General features: G+C 63.9%; 16 protein-coding genes. 9 read left to right on the forward strand and 7 right to left on the reverse strand.

Annotated elements, in window-relative coordinates; genetic code table 11:
• Window positions 1-46: 46 nt before the first annotated feature.
• Window positions 47-967, forward strand: a complete 921-nt coding sequence (locus LB538_RS03290) for a DMT family transporter (protein ID WP_224522884.1) — start codon at window positions 47-49, stop codon at window positions 965-967.
• A 371-nt stretch (window positions 968-1,338) separates the two neighbouring features.
• On the opposite strand, the gene metF is transcribed toward LB538_RS03290, so the two are convergent.
• Window positions 1,339-2,256, reverse strand: coding sequence for a methylenetetrahydrofolate reductase [NAD(P)H] (metF, locus tag LB538_RS03295; protein ID WP_224522885.1), 918 nt, complete (start codon window positions 2,254-2,256; stop codon window positions 1,339-1,341).
• The gene (locus tag LB538_RS03300) at window positions 2,256-3,278 is read right to left on the reverse strand and encodes an ArsR/SmtB family transcription factor (RefSeq protein ID WP_095768972.1); all 1,023 of its coding nucleotides are present in this window, start codon (window positions 3,276-3,278) and stop codon (window positions 2,256-2,258) included. The genes metF and LB538_RS03300 overlap by 1 nt, the downstream gene beginning before the upstream one ends.
• 139 nt (window positions 3,279-3,417) lie before the next feature.
• On the opposite strand from LB538_RS03300, the gene tsaA reads away from it, so the two are divergent.
• The 3 genes from tsaA (at window position 3,418) to LB538_RS03315 (ending at window position 5,223) form a co-directional block, all read left to right on the forward strand.
• Complete coding sequence (gene tsaA / locus LB538_RS03305; RefSeq protein WP_224522886.1) at window positions 3,418-3,924, forward strand: tRNA (N6-threonylcarbamoyladenosine(37)-N6)-methyltransferase TrmO; 507 nt, start codon at window positions 3,418-3,420, stop codon at window positions 3,922-3,924.
• Complete coding sequence (locus LB538_RS03310; protein WP_224522887.1) at window positions 3,921-4,235, forward strand: DUF2293 domain-containing protein; 315 nt, start codon at window positions 3,921-3,923, stop codon at window positions 4,233-4,235. Before tsaA ends, LB538_RS03310 begins: the two co-directional genes overlap by 4 nt.
• A 145-nt stretch (window positions 4,236-4,380) precedes the next feature.
• Window positions 4,381-5,223: an SDR family oxidoreductase gene (locus tag LB538_RS03315; RefSeq protein ID WP_224522888.1), complete on the forward strand. Its 843-nt coding sequence runs from the start codon at window positions 4,381-4,383 to the stop codon at window positions 5,221-5,223.
• A gap of 40 nt (window positions 5,224-5,263) precedes the next feature.
• On the opposite strand, the gene LB538_RS03320 is transcribed toward LB538_RS03315, so the two are convergent.
• Window positions 5,264-5,893 (reverse strand): MOSC domain-containing protein, encoded by a 630-nt coding sequence (locus LB538_RS03320; RefSeq protein ID WP_224531781.1) that lies wholly within the window; start codon window positions 5,891-5,893, stop codon window positions 5,264-5,266.
• 184 nt (window positions 5,894-6,077) lie between these two features.
• Here LB538_RS03320 and LB538_RS03325 point away from each other — a divergent pair, with 184 nt between their 5' ends.
• Complete coding sequence (locus tag LB538_RS03325) at window positions 6,078-6,644, forward strand: methyltransferase family protein (protein WP_140839651.1); 567 nt, start codon at window positions 6,078-6,080, stop codon at window positions 6,642-6,644.
• Here LB538_RS03325 and LB538_RS03330 read toward each other — a convergent pair.
• The 3 genes from LB538_RS03330 to ettA form a co-directional block, all read right to left on the reverse strand.
• On the reverse strand, window positions 6,641-7,762 hold the full coding sequence (locus tag LB538_RS03330) for a beta-ketoacyl-ACP synthase III (protein ID WP_095768967.1): 1,122 nt from the start codon (window positions 7,760-7,762) through the stop codon (window positions 6,641-6,643). The genes LB538_RS03325 and LB538_RS03330 overlap by 4 nt on opposite strands.
• 119 nt (window positions 7,763-7,881) lie before the next feature.
• A complete protein-coding gene (tam, locus tag LB538_RS03335) occupies window positions 7,882-8,649 on the reverse strand; it encodes a trans-aconitate 2-methyltransferase (RefSeq protein WP_224531783.1) in 768 nt (255 codons plus the stop codon).
• Window positions 8,650-8,689: 40 nt separating this feature from the next.
• Window positions 8,690-10,339 (reverse strand): energy-dependent translational throttle protein EttA, encoded by a 1,650-nt coding sequence (gene ettA, locus LB538_RS03340; protein ID WP_224531784.1) that lies wholly within the window; start codon window positions 10,337-10,339, stop codon window positions 8,690-8,692.
• A gap of 266 nt (window positions 10,340-10,605) precedes the next feature.
• On the opposite strand from ettA, the gene LB538_RS03345 reads away from it, so the two are divergent.
• Complete coding sequence (locus LB538_RS03345; RefSeq protein ID WP_224531786.1) at window positions 10,606-11,883, forward strand: sensor domain-containing diguanylate cyclase; 1,278 nt, start codon at window positions 10,606-10,608, stop codon at window positions 11,881-11,883.
• Window positions 11,884-11,911: 28 nt separating this feature from the next.
• Here LB538_RS03345 and LB538_RS03350 read toward each other — a convergent pair whose 3' ends face one another.
• The gene (locus tag LB538_RS03350) at window positions 11,912-12,922 is read right to left on the reverse strand and encodes a ribonuclease T2 family protein (protein ID WP_224531788.1); all 1,011 of its coding nucleotides are present in this window, start codon (window positions 12,920-12,922) and stop codon (window positions 11,912-11,914) included.
• A 193-nt stretch (window positions 12,923-13,115) separates the two neighbouring features.
• Here LB538_RS03350 and LB538_RS03355 point away from each other — a divergent pair, with 193 nt between their 5' ends.
• The 3 genes from LB538_RS03355 to LB538_RS03365 all read left to right on the forward strand — a co-directional run bounded on the left by LB538_RS03355 (window position 13,116) and on the right by LB538_RS03365 (window position 16,953).
• On the forward strand, window positions 13,116-14,048 hold the full coding sequence (locus LB538_RS03355; RefSeq protein ID WP_224531790.1) for an alpha/beta fold hydrolase: 933 nt from the start codon (window positions 13,116-13,118) through the stop codon (window positions 14,046-14,048).
• A gap of 83 nt (window positions 14,049-14,131) precedes the next feature.
• Window positions 14,132-15,307, forward strand: coding sequence for a CaiB/BaiF CoA transferase family protein (locus LB538_RS03360; protein WP_224531792.1), 1,176 nt, complete (start codon window positions 14,132-14,134; stop codon window positions 15,305-15,307).
• A complete protein-coding gene (locus tag LB538_RS03365; RefSeq protein WP_224531794.1) occupies window positions 15,304-16,953 on the forward strand; it encodes a thiamine pyrophosphate-binding protein in 1,650 nt (549 codons plus the stop codon). The genes LB538_RS03360 and LB538_RS03365 overlap by 4 nt, the downstream gene beginning before the upstream one ends.
• The last annotated feature ends 16 nt before the right edge of the window (window positions 16,954-16,969 follow it).

A 16,969-nucleotide genomic window follows, 5' to 3' on the forward strand; every position in this document is an offset into this window, starting at 1 on the left:
TGCTTTACGGGCCGAGGTTGCGATCGGCCCCGGGGAGGAACAGGACATGTCGATTACGGCCGGCGCCGCGCCGACGCGCGGAGCGATGACGCTCAAGGATTGGGCGCAGCTTCTCCTGCTCGGCGCGATCTGGGGCGGTTCGTTCTTCTTTGCCCGCATCGCCGTTTCCGAGATCCATCCGCTGGCGCTGGTGCTGTTCCGCGTCGCCATCGCCGCGGCGGCACTTCACCTCTATCTGGCAGCCCGCGGCCCTTCGTTCCGGCTCGCCTTCCCGCATGCCGGCCTGTTCTTCCTGCTGGCGCTCACCAACAATGTCGTGCCCTTCTCGCTGATCTTCGCCGGCCAGACGCAGCTCGGCGCCGGCGTCGCTTCGGTACTCAACGCCACGACGCCGTTCTGGACGCTGATCCTGGCCAATGCGCTCACCACCGACGAGAAGCTATCCTGGAACAAGTTCGCCGGCATCGCGCTCGGTGTCGCCGGCACCGCGGTGATGATCGGACCCGGCCTGCTTGCCGGGCTTGGCGGACCGGTGTGGGCCAAGTTCGCATTGATCGGCGCTTCGATCTCCTACGCCATCGCCCTGATGATCGCGCGCCGCTTCAAAGGCGTGCCGTCACCCGTCGTCGCCACCGGACAGCTGACCGCATCGACCATCATCATGATCCCGCTCGTGCTGATTGCGTATGGCCCCGCGGGGCTTTTCTCGGTCTCGCCGCCCGTCTGGGCCGCGGTTTTGGGCCTGGCGCTGCTTTCAACCGCCTTTGCTTACATCCTCTATTTCAACCTCGTCGCCTCGGCCGGCGCCACCAATGCCTCGCTGGTCACCCTGGTCGTGCCGGTCAGTGCGGTGCTGCTCGGCTTCCTATTCCTCGGCGAACGGCTGGCCCTGTTCGAGATCGGCGGCATGACGCTGATCGGACTCGGCCTGGTCACCATAGACGGTCGCTTGTTTGGCCGATGGTAGCGGTGTCATGCCACGGCTCCGCCACAATTTATTCACAACGCTTGAGGCGGCTTTTGCCGAAGAGTTTCAACGGCTAACGATAAATCGGAAGTCGCAAATCCCACAATCATGTCGCATTGCAGCACGTTTTCCGCTTGCCTGTAACCCAAATGACTCTAGATTCCGGCCATAGCTCTGAAGAGGAGGCTATGGCATGGGACTGACGAGGCCGATCAACGCGTTGATGATTTGTGCCGCATTCGCATTCATCGGTGCCCTTATCATAGGTGTTCTTCCCTGACCCGCCAAAACCGGGAAGACCAGTACCGAGATATAGTCCAAACAGTTCGAAAAGGCCGGGTTCTACCCGGCCTTTTCCGTTGCAGCCTGCCCTATGCGGCGGCCGAACCCGCCGCCTCCGTCTCATGCGAGCGGATGCCGATCATGTGGCAGACGGCAAAGACGAGATCGGCGCGGTTCATCGTGTAGAAATGGAAGTCGCCGACGCCGCGCTCGACAAGGTCGAGCACCTGTTCGGCGGCCACGGCGGAGGCCACGAGGGCATGCGTCTGCGGGTCGTTCTCCAGCCCCTCGAACCGCTCGGCCAGCCAGGCCGGCACCAGCGCCCCGCAGCGCGACGAGAAATTGGCGACCTGGGTGAAATTATGCACCGGGAGGATGCCTGGCACGATCGGGATGTAGATGCCGGCGCGGCGCGCCCGCTCGACATAGCGCTCGTAAAGGTCGTTGTCGAAGAAGAACTGGGTGATCGCCCGCGTCGCGCCATTGTCGGCCTTGCGCTTCAGCATATCGATGTCGGTGGCAAAATCCGGGCTTTCCGGATGCTTTTCCGGATAGGCCGAGACCGAGATGTCGAAATCGCCGGCGTTCTTCAGCGCCCCGACCAGTTCGGCGCCATTGGCATAGCCGTCGGGATGCGGGTGGTAACTTGCGCCGACACCGGCCGCCGGATCGCCGCGCAACGCGACGAAACGTTTGACGCCCATATCCGCGAATTCGCGAATGACCGTGTCGACCTGATCGCGCGCGGCATCGACGCAAGTCATGTGCGCCGCCGGCGTCAGCGTCGTCTCGTTCAAGATGCGCTTGACCGTGCGCGCCGTGCGCTCGCGGGTCGAACCGCCAGCGCCGTAGGTCACCGAGACGAATTTCGGTTTGAGCGGCTCCAGCTTTGTAACCGTGTCCCACAGCCTTGCTTCCATCTCGTCGGTCTTCGGCGGGAAGAATTCGAACGAGACCCGGACCTTGTCACCGATGTCGGGGCGGCGGGAAAAGCGGAACTGGTTCATCAGGCTGTTTCCCCCATTGGATATGCCTTGGCGGGTAGCGAGTCATTGGATGGATCGGCGATCAGCAGTCGCCGATCGCGGCCGAGCCAGAGCTTCACCGTAAGCCTTGCCTCGTTACCGCCACGCGGCTCGAATTCCTGGCTGTCCTCGAGATCGAGGCCGGCCTCGGCGAACCAGTCGGACATCTGCCGGTCGGAAAAGCCCAGCCGCATATGGGCGTGCTGGTCGCGTAGGAATTCGAGCGCGTGGGGCGCGAAGTCGACGACGATCAGCCGGCCTGATGGCCTGAGCAGCCTCGCCGCCTCGGCGATGGCGCGCGCGGGATCGTCGAGATAGTGCAGCACCTGGTGGATTGTGACGAGATCGAAGGCGTTGCGCTCGACCGGCGGCGAAAAGATGTCGCCCTGGCGTACCTGCGCATTGGCGATGCCGGCCTTGTCGAGATTGGCGCGCGCCACGCTCAGCATCTCGCGCGACATGTCGATGCCGACGCCGCGCCGGTAGAGCGGCGCGAAGATTTCGAGCAGCCTGCCCGTGCCGGTGCCGAGGTCGAGCATCGACTGGAACGGCCGCTTGCCGACGAGCTTGATGAGTGCCGCTTCCACCGCGCGGTCCGGCACATGCAGCGAGCGGATATGATCCCAACTCGCGGCATTCTCGGAGAAATACTCGGCAGCCCGGTCCTGCCGCTTGCGCTTGACCGCCGCCAGCCGCTCGAGATCTCGCACCACCTGCGGATCGGCCTCGCTTATGGCCGAGACCAGACGCTGGACGAAATCGCGCGAATTATCGATGTCGGTCAGCCTGAAAAAAGCCCAGGACCCTTCCTGATAGCGGCCGATCAGCCCGGCATCGAGCAGCAGCTTGAGGTGCCGCGAGACGCGCGGCTGCGACTGGCCGAGGATCTCGGTGAGGTCGGAGACGGTGAGATCCCCGCGTGAAAGCAGCACCAGGATGCGCAGCCGGCTGGATTCGGCCGCCGCCTTCAATGTATCTACCATTGTGTCGAGCGAGACATGCATGAGCGGGCTCTCGTTGAAAGATATAAAGATATGTTTATGTCGATTTTGATACCCTGGCAAGCGCTATGTCGCTTCCGGACAAGAAAATGGCGCAGCCGCGATCCGCGCCGGCAGGCGGTTTCTGGGCGGGATGAACAGGATGTTTGAGACACGCCAAGGTGAAATGCTTCTTGCTGCCGACCCGGCGCAGTTGCCGCCGGACGGCCAAGTGGTCTTCATCGGCCGCATCGTCTCACCATGGACCAGTCGCGAGGATTGCCCCAAGAACATGCTCGCCGCCCGGCAAACCGGGCGAACCGCGACAGTCCTGATCGACCAGCCCTATCGCCTGGGGTTGCAAAACCTGGAACGCGCCAGCCACGTCGTCATCCTGTCCTGGCTCCATCACGCGCCGCGGAATCTGATTGTGCAGAAACCGCGCCACGCGGCTGAAGCGAAAGGCGTTTTCTCGCTGCGCTCCCCTGCCCGGCCCAACCCTGTCGGCCTGCATGTAGCGAAGCTCGCCGCGCTCGACATCGAGGCCGGTCGGATCGAGATCGACGCCATCGATGTGCTCGACGGCACACCGGTCATCGACATCAAGCCTTATTACGCTTCCACGGATGCCTTCCCGGAAGCGACGATTGCCGGGCGAGACGAGAAATGAGCGCCCCCACCGGCCGCCGCCGTGCCATCGCCAAGGCGCTGACCGCACTTTTGCCGCTTGCGCCCTATGCCGACATGGAAAAGATCCGCGCTGACGCCGGTTCCGTGCAAATGAAGACCCTGCCCCCGACGATCGCGGTATGGCTGGCCACCATCGCCCATGTCCGCCATGTCCACACAGATTATGAGAAGTTGCTCGCCGAGGGCTATGACCGGGATTCGGCGCGCTTCTTCGTCATCGGGCGGACCAATGAGGTGCTCACCCGTTGGCGCGCTACACGCCTGCTTCAGGAAGACGACGAGGACGAATAGGCGTCTGCGCCCTCTACGCCGCATCCCGCCAATTAATTCGGGTGCCGCCTCTGGAAAAACGGCGGCGGCGCCGTACATGGGGATAAACGGAGATTCCTCCGTTTACCCCCCGAATTCATCGCCCTCTGGGCAAGGATAGCAGATCATGACTGATAAGGTTTGGTTCATCACCGGATCGTCGAAGGGTTTTGGCCGCGTCTGGGCCGAGGCCGCGCTCGCCCGCGGCGATCGCGTCGCCGCAACTGCGCGCGATGCCGGCACACTCGCCGATCTCGTCGAGAAATATGGCGACAAGGTCGCTGCCATGAAGCTCGATGTCACCGACAAGCACGCCGTCGACGCCGCTGTTGCCGAGGCGCACAGGCGTTTCGGCCGGCTCGACGTGGTCGTCAACAATGCCGGTTACGGCCATTTCGGCGCCATCGAGGAGGTCACGGAGCAGGAGGCGCGCGACCAGATCGAGACCAACGTCTTCGGCGCGCTTTGGGTGACCCAGGCCGTGCTTCCCGTCATGCGGGCGCAACGCTCAGGCCACATCATCCAGATCTCCTCGATCGGCGGCGTCAACGCCTTTGCCTCGCTCGGCCTTTATCACGCCTCAAAATGGGCGCTGGAAGCCTTCAGCCAGTCGCTCAGCCTCGAGGTCGCGGAGTTCGGCATTCACGTGACCTTGGTCGAGCCGGGCGGCTTCTCCACGGACTGGGCCGGGCCGTCGGCCAGGGTCTCCAAACCATTGGACGCCTATGAGCCGGTCCGCGCAGCGATGGCCGAGCGCCGCAGCCGTTCCGTCGCTGGCGATCCGCAAGCGACCGGCCCGGCGATGCTGGCGATCGTCGATGCCGCCGAGCCGCCGCTCAGGGTCTTCTTCGGCGACGGCGGACTGCCGATGATCCGGCAGGAATATGCCAACCGCATCGCCACTTGGGAGAAATGGGATCACGTCTCGGTAATGGCGCAGGGCGCCAACAAGAACCGCAAGGCGGCCTAACCGCGAACGCCGCGCCGCGAAAGCGGCGCGGCCTCTTTGTTCAGGCTCGATAGGTCCACTGCTCGGGCACCCGGATGGAAATCTCTTCGCCAGCTCTTATGACGCCCGGCTTCTCGACCCAGGCGACAAGGCCGCGCAGCCGTTTCGCCTCCTTTGGGAAGAGCAGCGCGGTGGCCTCCTGATCCGCTGCGCCGACATGCTCGGCGATCGACTGCCCGGCGAACCGGCACGGCTTGTTCTGGCCGTCGACCTTGAGCGTCACGCCGCCCTTGAAGAACATCAGCGAGCCGGCCGGCAGCATCGAAAGATGCGGCACGCCCTCGACCACAAGATTGGCGCCGATCCACTCCGGCTTGATCTGCTCGATCCCCATGCGTTGCGCGATGATGGCGAGCTCGTCCGCGGCCACAAGCGACAATTGCCGCTCGTTGCGCATTTCGGTGCCGCGCGGATACCAAGGCTCGCGCCCGCCCGACCGCCGCGTTGCGCCGGCATGGAAATCGCCCTCGATGCCGTCGAAGCCGAGCCGCAGTTCCTCCACCCGTTTTGTCTCGAAATGATCGTGCGGAGCGGCATAGAGCGCCGCCGCCTTTGCCGTCAGCTTGCGGCCGGGCACGATGTCGATTGTCGGTTCGGCCGCTGGAAAAAGCTCTAGGTTCGTTTCCTGCATGCCGCTGGTCTAAAGGCCGCTGAGAAGGCGGTCCAGTCGAAAGCGCTGATGATCCGATCACATCGTTTGATGGCGATCACGACGTTATTACCAGAAAACGCCGCCCCGCTGCACACGGGTCGCATTGCCGCCGTGCGGCCGTCATAAACGATGCGCGCTATATCGGGAGGGAGGAGGCTCGATCATGCAGGTCGGACACGCTGTAGCGGCGCTTTGGCTGTTCTGGGTGGTATCCTGGATCCTTGCCGCTGGCTGGGCAGACCCAGCGCAAAAGCGCGCCGATCTCAAGTCGGAGGCGCGTTATCGGGTCCTTTGGCTCGCCGGCACCATCCTGCTGTTCGTGCCGGCGCACGGCTATGCCGGCAGGCTGCGGCTGTGGACGCCGACGCTTGCCGAAGCCTGGATCTGCGTCGCCCTGATCGCCATCGGCATCGCTTTCGCCTGGTGGGCGCGCCTGCATCTCGGCCGGCTGTGGTCGGCAAACGTCACCGCCAAGGCTGATCATCGCGTCATCGATACCGGCCCCTATGGCCTGGTCCGCCACCCGATCTACACCGGACTGCTGCTGTCCGTCCTGGCGACCATGGCCGTTAAGGGCACGGTCTGGGGCATCGCCGGCGCCGCGCTGCTGCTCGTCGGCGTCGTCGTCAAGGCGCGGCTGGAAGAGAGCTTCCTGCGCGGTGAGCTCGGCCCGGCCTATGACGATTACGCCAGGCGCGTGCCGATGCTGGTGCCCTTCGCACCGGCTTAAAGCATCCTGAGCAGCGCGCCGCCGATCGAATAGCCGGCGCCGAAGGCGCAGATCAGGCCGAAATCGCCGGCCTTCATGTCGGCATGGTTCTCCGACAGCGCCACGATCGCGCCGGCCCCGGCGGTGTTGCCGAGCCGCTCCAGCACCATCGGCGCGCGGTCATGGTCGACGTCGTGGCCAAAGGACAGTTTCAGGATCATCGCATTCATGCGCGCATTGGCCTGATGCAGCCAGAAGCGGCGGATGCCTGCCGGCGTCAGCCCGTGCTCGGCCAGGAACTCGACGATGAATTTCTGGCCGGCGACGGTGACTTCCTTGAACACCTTGTTGCCGACCTGCTTGATGAGGTTGCCTTCCAGGTTGATCATGTAGGGATCGTTCTGGGCGGTGCGCGTGTAATAGCCGAGATTGGTGCGGATGTTGTTCGACATCTGCGTCCAGGTGCGCGTGTCGAGCACCTCGAAACGTCCTGGCCGCTTCTCGCCTTGCGCCAGCCCCTCGACGACCATGGCGACCGAGGCGTCGCCGAAGATGAAATGCGTCTGCCGGTCGCGGAAGTTGAGATGCCCGGTGATGATCTCCGGCGTCGACACCAGGATGCGCTTGTGCGCCCCTGCTCTCACCAGATTGACCGCGACATGCAGCGCCGCCGCGGCGGAAGAGCAGCCAAGCCCCATGTCGAAGCCGGCGCCCCTGGTTCCCAGCGCCTCCTGCATCTCGATGGCGATGGCCGGATAGGGCCGCTGATGGTGCGAGGCCGAGCAGATCACCAGGTCGATGTCCGACCCGTCGACCCCGGCATGGGCAAGCGCCTTCCTGGCAGAGGCGAGGCCGAACTCCGCCTCCAGCGACAGCGCGTCGTCTGGCCGCGCCGGAATGCGCGGCGACATGCGGGTCGGGTCGAGGATGCCCTCGCGCTCGATTACATGACGGCTTCTCACGCCCGAGGCATGCACGATGAAGTCGCTATCCGACTTTTGCAAAAGCGGCTCCCCGGTGTCGGCGCGGCGCGCATTCTCGGTATCGACCCAGCTGTTGAAGCTTGCGACCAGCTCTTCATTGGTGATGACGGGTTCAGGGATTTCGGCGCCGATGCCGCTGATGATGACGCGATGCATGTCCAATCCGTCCGAGGGGGCGCCAAGTTGTGCCGAGGCGAGGCGCTACACTTGTCGCATTTGCCCGGTTTATTCCAGCTTAATTCGACAACCACCGCTGGCATTCAGGTGGTGGATGCTCAAGCGCGCTTGGCCACGATGAAGATGCGCGGGAAGCGCAGCAGCACCTTGCCGGTAGCCGTTTTCGGATAGGCTTTGGCGATCTTGGCGGTGTAGCTGTCGAGGAACAGCTTCTTCTCATCCGCATCGAGCGGATCGAGGAAGGGCTTCAGGCCCGTCGACTTGACCCATTCGACGATCGCCTCGGCATCGGCCAGCGGATGGTTGTAGATGGTGTGCCAGATGTCGAGCCGGTCGGCGAGCGGCGACAGAAGATCGTAATAGAAGGACACCGGCGGCAGCGGCCCGCGCGCGGCACCCTCGAGCTTCGCCGAGAACGGCATCTCGGCCGCGGTTTCGCGCATCAGCTGGTGCGAAGGCTCGCCGAGATTGTCGGGCATCTGAATGGCGAGGGCGCCGCCTGGCGCCAGCAATCCCATCAGCCGCTGGAACACCGCCGGATGCTCCGGCAGCCATTGGAAGACGGCATTGGCGAAGATGACGTCGATGGGATGCTCGGGCTGCCATCCGGCGGCATCCGCCAGCTCGAAATTGACATTCGGCAGCCGCGCCCGCGCCTTCTCAATCATGTCGGGCGAGGTGTCGAAGCCGCTCACCTGGGCATCCGGCCAGCGCTCGACCAGAAGCTCGGTGGAATTGCCCGGACCGCAGCCGATATCGACGACGCGGCGCGGAAAATCGACCGGCACCTGCGCCACCAGATCCCTCGCGGGCCGTGTGCGCTCATCCTCGAACTTCAGATATTGGGCGGCGGACCAGTCAGCCATGTGAGAACCTTGCTTTGTTCGCCGCCCTTGGGGACTGATCCTACCGCGTCAGCCGCTTGTGGGTCATGCGGTGCGGAGTCGCCGCTTCGGCGCCCAGGCGCCTCAGCTTGTCCTTCTCATATTCCTCGAAATTGCCTTCGAACCATTCGACATGAGCGTCGCCTTCGAAGGCGAGCATGTGGGTGGCCATGCGGTCGAGGAACATGCGGTCGTGGCTGATGATGACGGCGCAGCCGGCATAGGCTTCGAGCGCGTCTTCCAGAGCGCCCAGCGTTTCGGTATCGAGGTCGTTGGTCGGTTCGTCGAGCAGAAGCACGTTGCCGCCGCCCTTCAGCATCTTGGCCAGGTGGACGCGGTTTCGCTGGCCGCCCGACAGGTTGCCGACCTTCTGCTGCTGGTCGCCGCCGCGGAAGTTGAACGACGAGCAATAGGCGCGGCTGTTGACCTCGTGCTTGCCGAGCTTGATGACCTCGGCGCCGCCGGAAATCTCTTCCCATACGGTCTTATTCGGGTCGAGCGCGTCGCGGCTCTGGTCGACATAGCCGAGCCGCACCGTCTCGCCCTTGCGGATCGAGCCGGCATCCGGTGTTTCCTGGCCCGTGATCATCTTGAACAGCGTCGTCTTGCCGGCGCCGTTCGGGCCGATGACGCCGACGATGCCGCCCGGCGGCAGCTTGAACGACAGATCCTCGATCAAGAGCTCGTCGCCGAAGCCCTTGTTGAGGCCTTCGACCTCGATGACGAGGTTGCCGAGGCGCTCGCTCGACGGGATGACGATCTGCGTGTCGGTCGGCTTGCGATTCTGCGACTGCTCGACCAGTTCCTCATAGGCCTTGATACGCGCCTTGGACTTCGTCTGGCGCGCCTTGGGCGAGGACTGGATCCACTCGCGCTCGCGCCAGATCGACTTCTGGCGGGCGTCGTCCTCGCGGCCTTCCTGGATCAGGCGCTTGGCCTTGGCGTCGAGATATTTGGTGTAATTGCCCTCGTAAGGGATGCCGCGGCCGCGATCGAGCTCGAGGATCCAGCCGGTCACGTTGTCCAGGAAGTAGCGGTCGTGGGTGATGATCAGCACCGAGCCCGGATAGTCGCGCAGATGCTTTTCCAGCCATTGCGTGGTCTCGGCGTCGAGATGGTTGGTCGGCTCGTCGAGCAGCAAGAGGTCGGGCTGCTCGAGCAGCAGCCGGCACAGCGCCACGCGGCGGCGCTCGCCGCCCGACAGGTTGGTCACTTCGGAGTCGGGCGGTGGACACTGCAGCGCGTCCATCGCCATTTCGACCTGCTGCTCCAGGTCCCAAAGATTGAGCCGGTCCATCTCGTCCTGGAGCTTGGCCGACTCGTCCGCGGTTTCGTCGGAATAGTTCATCATCAGCTCGTTATAGCGCTCGATGATGGCGGTCTTCCTGGCGACGCCGTCCATGACGTTCTCGCGCACGGTCTTGGTGTTGTCGAGCTGCGGCTCCTGCGCCAAGTAGCCGACGGTTGCGCCCTCGGCCAGCCATGCCTCGCCCTGGAACTCCTTGTCGAGCCCGGCCATGATGCGCAGGATCGTCGACTTGCCCGAGCCGTTGGGGCCGAGAATGCCGATCTTGGCATCCGGATAGAAGGACAGGTGAACGTTATCGAGCACCTTCTTGGTGCCATAGGCCTTTGACAGGCCGGACATGTGATAGATGAACTGGCGAGCCACGCGCGCTTTCCCTGGAAACTGAAGTGTCAAGGTGGATGGGGGTTGGGCGCTATGTAGGCGATGAAGCGTCGAACGGCAATCGCTTTCGGCGCGAAACGCGCCAATCCGCGCGGATTCGCCGGTTTGCGGCGCCCAAATTCACTCAGGGCTTTTTCGCCGCTCTCGCGATCGTGCGAAATCAGAGCTTAACCATTCGCCTTCAAAACGATGTTAGGTTGGGAAATCGCGGTCATGCTGCGGTTTCGGGGAAGGATCGGATCGACGACGTGCTGAACGGTGCCCTGCTCCTTGCCGAAGCGGTTCTCTATTTCGGCGCCATGGTCACGCTTTTCCGTTTCCGGCGCCGCATCGGGCTTGGCGTGTTCATCTGCGCGCTCGGCGTCATGCACTTCCTCGAAACCTACCTTGCCAGCGTCTTCTATGTCGCGCTGCCGTTCGGGCTGGTGTCGCCGGGCTCCGCCGTGCTCTTCTCCGGCAAGCTCGTCATGCTGCTTCTGCTCTACATGAAGGAGGATGCGGCGACGGTTCGCCAGCCGATCTACGGCCTGCTGCTTGGCAACGCCGTGATGATAGGGCTGGTGCTGGTCCTGCGCCTGCACGCGATCGCTCCACTTCCAAGCGGCAAGCTTCCCGATATCGCCTTCATCGACGAGATGGGTTGGCTGATGGTCTGGGGCACCTCGCTGCTCTTCGTCGACTCCATCCTGATCATCTTGCTCTACGAGAAGCTCGGCAGCTATCTGCGCGCTAGGCCATTCATGCGCATCCTCGCATCGGTCGCCTGCGTGCTCACCTTCGATCAGGCCGGCTTCTTCACCGCGCTGCATTTCGTCGCCGGCGCGCCGCTCGAGGTCTTCTTCGGCGGCTGGTTCGCCAAGATGGGCGCCGCGCTTGCCTATAGCGGCATGCTCGTCGCCTATCTGAAATGGATCGAAGACCACGATGTCGCCGTGCCACGCGGCCTCTCCGACATTTTCGACGCCCTCACCTATCGCGAACGCTACGAAGCGCTGATCAAATATGTCGACCGCGACGGCCTCACCGGCCTGCTGCATCGCGGCAGTTTCGATGCCGACGGCGAGTCCGCGGTGTCGTCCGCCATCAGGATCGGCAAGCCGCTCAGCCTGCTCATCGTCGACGTCGACCATTTCAAGTCGATCAACGACAGCTTCGGTCATGCCGAGGGCGACAAGGTGCTGAAATCGATGGCTGCCCTGCTGGCCGAGACCGTCGGCGGCAACGATCAGGTGTTCCGCATCGGCGGCGAGGAATTCGCCGTGCTGACGCAACAGTCGCACGCGCCGGCCAGGCTGCTCGGCGAGACTATCAGGAACGCCACGAAGACGTCGGCGCATACCGGCCGCTACAACATCACCGTGAGTGCCGGCGTCTCCACCGTCAGCGAGACGACGCGCTGTCTTGCCGACATTTTCGCGCTGGCCGACCAGCGCCTCTACAAGGCGAAGTTGAGCGGCCGCGACCGCGTGGTCGGCGAACCTGGCAGCGAGGCTATCATCCTGCAGACGGCCTCCCGATCAGCCTGACAAAGAACGGGCTGACCAAAATTCTCGCCTATTGAAAACCGATCGCGTCGACCGTGCCCTTCGGGCAACCGGCCTTGGCTGTCGGCGCCGATGCCATCAGGAGATCGGCCAGCTTGCTGTCCGGGCCGATCGGACCGGACAGGCCGAGCGTGATCTCGCCGATCATACGCCTGCCGCTCGACGGGTCGACCAGACAGGACACGCGTACGCGATCCCCGGCGCCGGGACCGAAAGCCTGGCTGAAGGCGCCGCGGATCGCATCCGACGTCAGCTGCTTGCCGATGTTCCTGTTGAACAGATCGCGCACCGCCGAGGCGTTCACCGCCCGCATCAGGTTCAGCGCGTCTGAGAAATAGTCCTGCTGGTTCTTGCCGTAGCAGGTGCCGTGCTTGATCCATTCGTGCCGCTCCAGTTTGGAGGCAGTGCCCGGCATCACCTGGTCGAGCTCGGCACGCGTCTCTGCGTCGAGCTCGACCGGCGGCAGGTCTCCCCAATGCGCCGGATTGTCATTGGCCTTGTCGTTCGCCGAGACCTGGCAATAGAAATTGCCGTTCGGCTGCGGCCACAGCCCATGCAGCGTGAAGTGCGAGGCATCGAACTCGCTCGGGCTCTGTGCCTTGCATTCGGGCTTGCTCGCCTTGGTCTCGCAGAAAGCCGGCTGCCAGCTCAGCGCAAAGACATATTCGGGTTTTCCGGAGGCTGACGGCGACGGTTTGGCCTGGCCGGAAGGCGCCGGCATGGTCGCAGCGCTGCCGCCGTTGACGTGGCCGCAGCTGATCTTCACCCAGCGCCGCTCTGGGTCGGCGCCCGGCACCTGGATAAGGTAGTGCGTGGGCTCGTCCTTGTTGCCGGCAAGAAGGTCGTAGCTTTTGCCGGCTTCGGTCGAGATGTTGCCGGGGTTCTTGCCGCTCTTGATGGCCTGCGTCGCCGGGCAGGCGCTGTCGGCAACGAACGTGCCGCTCATCTTCACGTCGGCATGCGCCACCCCGGCGCCGGCCAGAGCCAGCACCATCGAACCCCATAATGCCCAAACCCGCATCCCGCTCTCCCGGCGATCATTGAACCGTATTGAATACGTCACACTAGAACAGTCGACGTGTCAGAATTGCGATCTTTTTCGCCGCTCGAAAAAACAATCCCCAGCTGAGCGCTTCCCATTGGCATGTTCGCAAGCGCGCTCATCCTCTTGACGCCGGCAAACGCCGCGCCCAACGTTGCCGAGGGAGCGACACATGCCATTCGACAGAAAGACCAGCCTGGCCTCACCGACCGGGGCCGACCTCAACCTCTATGTGAAACACGCGGAGGCGAAGCCACGCGCCGTGGTCCAGATCAACCATGGACTGGCCGAGCATGCGGCGCGTTATGCCCGCTTTGCCGATTATCTCGCGCCGCGCGGATTCCACGTCTATGCCCATGACCATCGTGGCCATGGCGCGACGAAGGCGCCCGACGCGCCGCTCGGCAAATTCGCCGATAGCGACGGCATCGCCAAGGTGATCGCCGATGTCGAGGCCGTGCACGACCTGATCGCGGCCGAGCATCCGGGCTTGCCGGTGATCGCCTTTGGACATTCGCTGGGCGCCTCGGTCGCGCTGAACTTTGTCCTGCGCCATTCCGGGCGTGTCCATGCCGCCGCGATCTGGAACGGCAATTTCTCGCAAGGCCGGCTCGGGCAACTGGCGCTTGGCATTCTAGGCTGGGAGCGGATGCGGCTCGGCTCCGACGTGCCGTCGCGGCTTCTGCCCAAGCTCACCTTCCAGGCTTGGGGCAAGGCGGTTCCCAATCACCGGACCCTGTTCGATTGGCTGTCGCGCGACCCGGTCGAGGTCGACAAATATATCGCCGACCCGCTCTGCGGCTGGGATGCGTCGGTCTCGATGTGGCGCGACGTAGTCGACATGGCGCTTCACGCCGGCAAGGATTCCAGCTTCACCGGCGTCCGCCGCGATCTCTTCATCAACCTTGTCGGCGGCGAGAAGGATCCCGCATCGGACTATGGCAAGGCGGTCCATCACCTGGCAACGCGCATGCAGGCAATGGGCTTTTCGAATCTGGTTTCAAAGGTTTACCCGCAAACCCGCCATGAAAGCCTGAACGAGATCAACCGCAATGCCGTCATGAATGATTTCGTCGCTTGGGCGGACAGCGTGCTGAAATCCTGATCCGGCGTGGCCCACTGCAAGGGCCGTGACAGGTACCGCTGCTGTTGATAGAGCCTGCGTTTCCGACCCCATTACGGTGATCCATGGCCGAACCTCCGCTGAAAGGCATCCGCGTTGTCGAACTCGCCCGCATCCTGGCCGGTCCCTGGGCCGGGCAGTTGCTTGCCGATCTCGGCGCCGACGTCATCAAGGTCGAGAGCCCCGATGGCGGCGACGATACGCGCAAATGGGGTCCGCCCTTCGTCATGAGCCATGACGGCGAGAACCTGTCGGCCGCCTATTACCACTCCTGCAATCGCGGCAAGCGTTCCATCGCCGTCGATTTCTCCAAGCCCGACGGTGCCGAGACGCTGCGCAAGCTGGTCGCCACCGCCGACGTGCTGATCGAGAATTTCAAGCTCGGCGGCCTGAAGAAATACGGCCTCGACTACGAGAGCCTGAAGGCGATCAATCCGCGCCTCGTTTATTGCTCGATCACCGGCTTTGGTCAGGACGGTCCCTACGCGCCGCGCGCCGGCTACGATTTCATCATCCAGGCCATGGCCGGCATGATGTCGATCACCGGCGAGCCCGGCCGCGAGCCGCAGAAGGCCGGCGTCGCCATCTCGGATCTCTTCACCGGCCTCTATTCGGTGATCGCCATCCAGGCAGCACTGCGCCACGCCGAAAAGACCGGTGAGGGCCAGCATATCGACATGGCGCTCTTCGACAGCCAGATCTCGGCGCTCGGCAACCAGAACCTCAACTATCTGATTTCCGGCAAGTCGCCGGTGCAGATGGGCAATGCGCATATGAACATCGCCCCTTACGAGGTGCTGCCGGTCAGGGACGGCCACATCATCCTGGCGGTCGGCAATGACGGCCAGTTCGGCAAGTTCTGCGCGGCGGTCGGGCTGACCGATCTGCCCGCCAATCCGGATTTCGCCACCAACCCTGCCCGCGTCGCCAACCGGGTGAAGCTGCGCGAGCTGATTATCGCGATGCTGAGCACCTGGGACCGCGATCCGCTGTTGGCGAAGCTCGAGGCTGCCGGTGTGCCGGCAAGCCCGATCAACACGATTGGCCAGATGTTCGACGACCCACAGACCATCGCGCGCGGCATGCGGCTCGATCTCGACGACGGCCACGGCAATCGCCTGCCTTCGGTGCGCGCGCCGATGGTGATGTCGGGCACGCCGCTCGTCTATGAACGACCCTCGCCGCGCCTTGGCGAACACACGCAAGAAATCCTTGCCGAACTGGAGAGAGCAGCAAAATGAAAACCGGCGGACAACTGATCGTCGAGGCGCTCGAAGCGAACGGCACCGACCGCATCTTCTGTGTTCCGGGCGAATCCTATCTCGCCGTCCTCGACGCGCTGCATGACTCTTCGATCCGCACCATCGTCTGCCGCCAGGAAGGCGGTGCCGCGATGATGGCCGACTGCCAAGGAAGGCTGACCGGCAAGCCCGGTATCTGCTTCGTCACCCGCGGCCCCGGGGCCACCAACGCTTCGGCCGGCGTCCATATCGCGATGCAGGATTCGGTGCCGATGATCCTGTTCATCGGCCAGGTCGCCAGCCACGCCAAGGAGCGCGAGGCCTTCCAGGAGGTCGATTACAAGCGCTTCTTCGGCGACATTGCCAAATGGGTGGTCGAGATCGACGATGCCGCGCGCATTCCGGAATTCGTGACCCGCGCCTTCGCCGTGGCGACTTCCGGCCGTCCCGGCCCGGTGGTCATCTCGCTGCCGGAGGACATGCTGACCGACGAGGTCGAGGCGCCGGAAGCGCTCCCGCACACGCCGGTCGAGACGCGTCCCGGTGAAGCCGAGCTAGACGCGCTGGAGATGTTGCTGAGCAATGCCAAGCGTCCCTTCGTCATCCTCGGCGGCACGCGCTGGAACGAGGAAGCGGTGGCGCATATGCGCCAGATCGCCGAGACCTGGTCACTGCCGGTCGGCTGCTCCTTCCGGCGCCAGATGCTTTTCGACCATCTGCATCCGAATTACGCCGGCGATGTCGGCATCGGCATCAATCCCAAGCTGGGGGAGCGGATCAAGCAGGCCGACGTCGTGCTTTTGATCGGCGGCCGCCTGGGCGAGATGCCGTCTTCCGACTACACGCTGCTGAAGAGCCCCTACCCCGATCAGGCACTGGTGCATGTCCATGCCGATGCCGGCGAGCTCGGCCGCGTCTACCGGCCGACGATAGCGATTAACGCGTCGCCCGCCGCTTTTGTCGAGGCTTTCGCCAGGCGCAAGCCAACGGCCAAGCCTGCCTGGGCGGCCGAGACGGAAAAGGCGCACGCCGCCTATCTCGAATGGTCGACGCCGCCGCAGACCGGCCCGGGCGCCGTCCAGATGGGCCCGATCATGGACTACCTCGGAAAGGTTCTGCCGGAAGATGCCATCCTCACCAATGGCGCCGGCAACTATGCCACCTGGGTGCATCGCTTCTACCGCTCGCGCCGTTTCGGTACACAAGCGGCGCCCACGTCCGGCTCGATGGGCTACGGCACGCCCGCGGCGGTCGCCGCCAAGTCGCTGTTCCCGGATCGCACTGTGGTTGCCTTCGCCGGGGACGGCTGCTTCCTGATGAACGGCCAGGAGTTCGCGACGGCTGTCCAGTATGACCTGCCGATCGTCGTGATCGTCGTCAACAACGGCATTTACGGCACGATCCGCATGCATCAGGAGCGGGAATATCCAAGCCGCGTCGTCGCCACCACCCTCAAGAACCCTGACTTCGCCGCACTGGCCCGTGCCTATGGCGGCCATGGCGAGACGGTGGAAAAAACCGCCGACTTCGCGCCGGCCTTCGAACGCGCGCGCGCCAGCGGCAAGCCGGCGATCGTCGAGATCAAGCTCGATCCCGAAGCGATCACGCCGACCCGCACGCTGACGCAGATCCGCAACAAGGCGTAAGGCAGCCTGCTGCCTT

It is taken from the genome of Mesorhizobium sp. Ca11 (genome assembly GCF_020165275.1).
Classification (GTDB): Bacteria; Pseudomonadota; Alphaproteobacteria; order Rhizobiales; family Rhizobiaceae; genus Mesorhizobium.

Coding starts and splice junctions, on each gene's coding strand:
- LB538_RS03290 (WP_224522884.1), top strand. CDS start 47: ATGTCGATTACGGCCGGCGCCGCGCCGACGCGCGGAGCGATGACGCTC.
- metF (WP_224522885.1), bottom strand. CDS start 2,256: ATGAACCAGTTCCGCTTTTCCCGCCGCCCCGACATCGGTGACAAGGTC.
- LB538_RS03300 (WP_095768972.1), bottom strand. CDS start 3,278: ATGCATGTCTCGCTCGACACAATGGTAGATACATTGAAGGCGGCGGCC.
- tsaA (WP_224522886.1), top strand. CDS start 3,418: ATGTTTGAGACACGCCAAGGTGAAATGCTTCTTGCTGCCGACCCGGCG.
- LB538_RS03310 (WP_224522887.1), top strand. CDS start 3,921: ATGAGCGCCCCCACCGGCCGCCGCCGTGCCATCGCCAAGGCGCTGACC.
- LB538_RS03315 (WP_224522888.1), top strand. CDS start 4,381: ATGACTGATAAGGTTTGGTTCATCACCGGATCGTCGAAGGGTTTTGGC.
- LB538_RS03320 (WP_224531781.1), bottom strand. CDS start 5,893: ATGCAGGAAACGAACCTAGAGCTTTTTCCAGCGGCCGAACCGACAATC.
- LB538_RS03325 (WP_140839651.1), top strand. CDS start 6,078: ATGCAGGTCGGACACGCTGTAGCGGCGCTTTGGCTGTTCTGGGTGGTA.
- LB538_RS03330 (WP_095768967.1), bottom strand. CDS start 7,762: ATGCATCGCGTCATCATCAGCGGCATCGGCGCCGAAATCCCTGAACCC.
- tam (WP_224531783.1), bottom strand. CDS start 8,649: ATGGCTGACTGGTCCGCCGCCCAATATCTGAAGTTCGAGGATGAGCGC.
- LB538_RS03350 (WP_224531788.1), bottom strand. CDS start 12,922: ATGCGGGTTTGGGCATTATGGGGTTCGATGGTGCTGGCTCTGGCCGGC.
- LB538_RS03355 (WP_224531790.1), top strand. CDS start 13,116: ATGCCATTCGACAGAAAGACCAGCCTGGCCTCACCGACCGGGGCCGAC.
- LB538_RS03360 (WP_224531792.1), top strand. CDS start 14,132: ATGGCCGAACCTCCGCTGAAAGGCATCCGCGTTGTCGAACTCGCCCGC.
- LB538_RS03365 (WP_224531794.1), top strand. CDS start 15,304: ATGAAAACCGGCGGACAACTGATCGTCGAGGCGCTCGAAGCGAACGGC.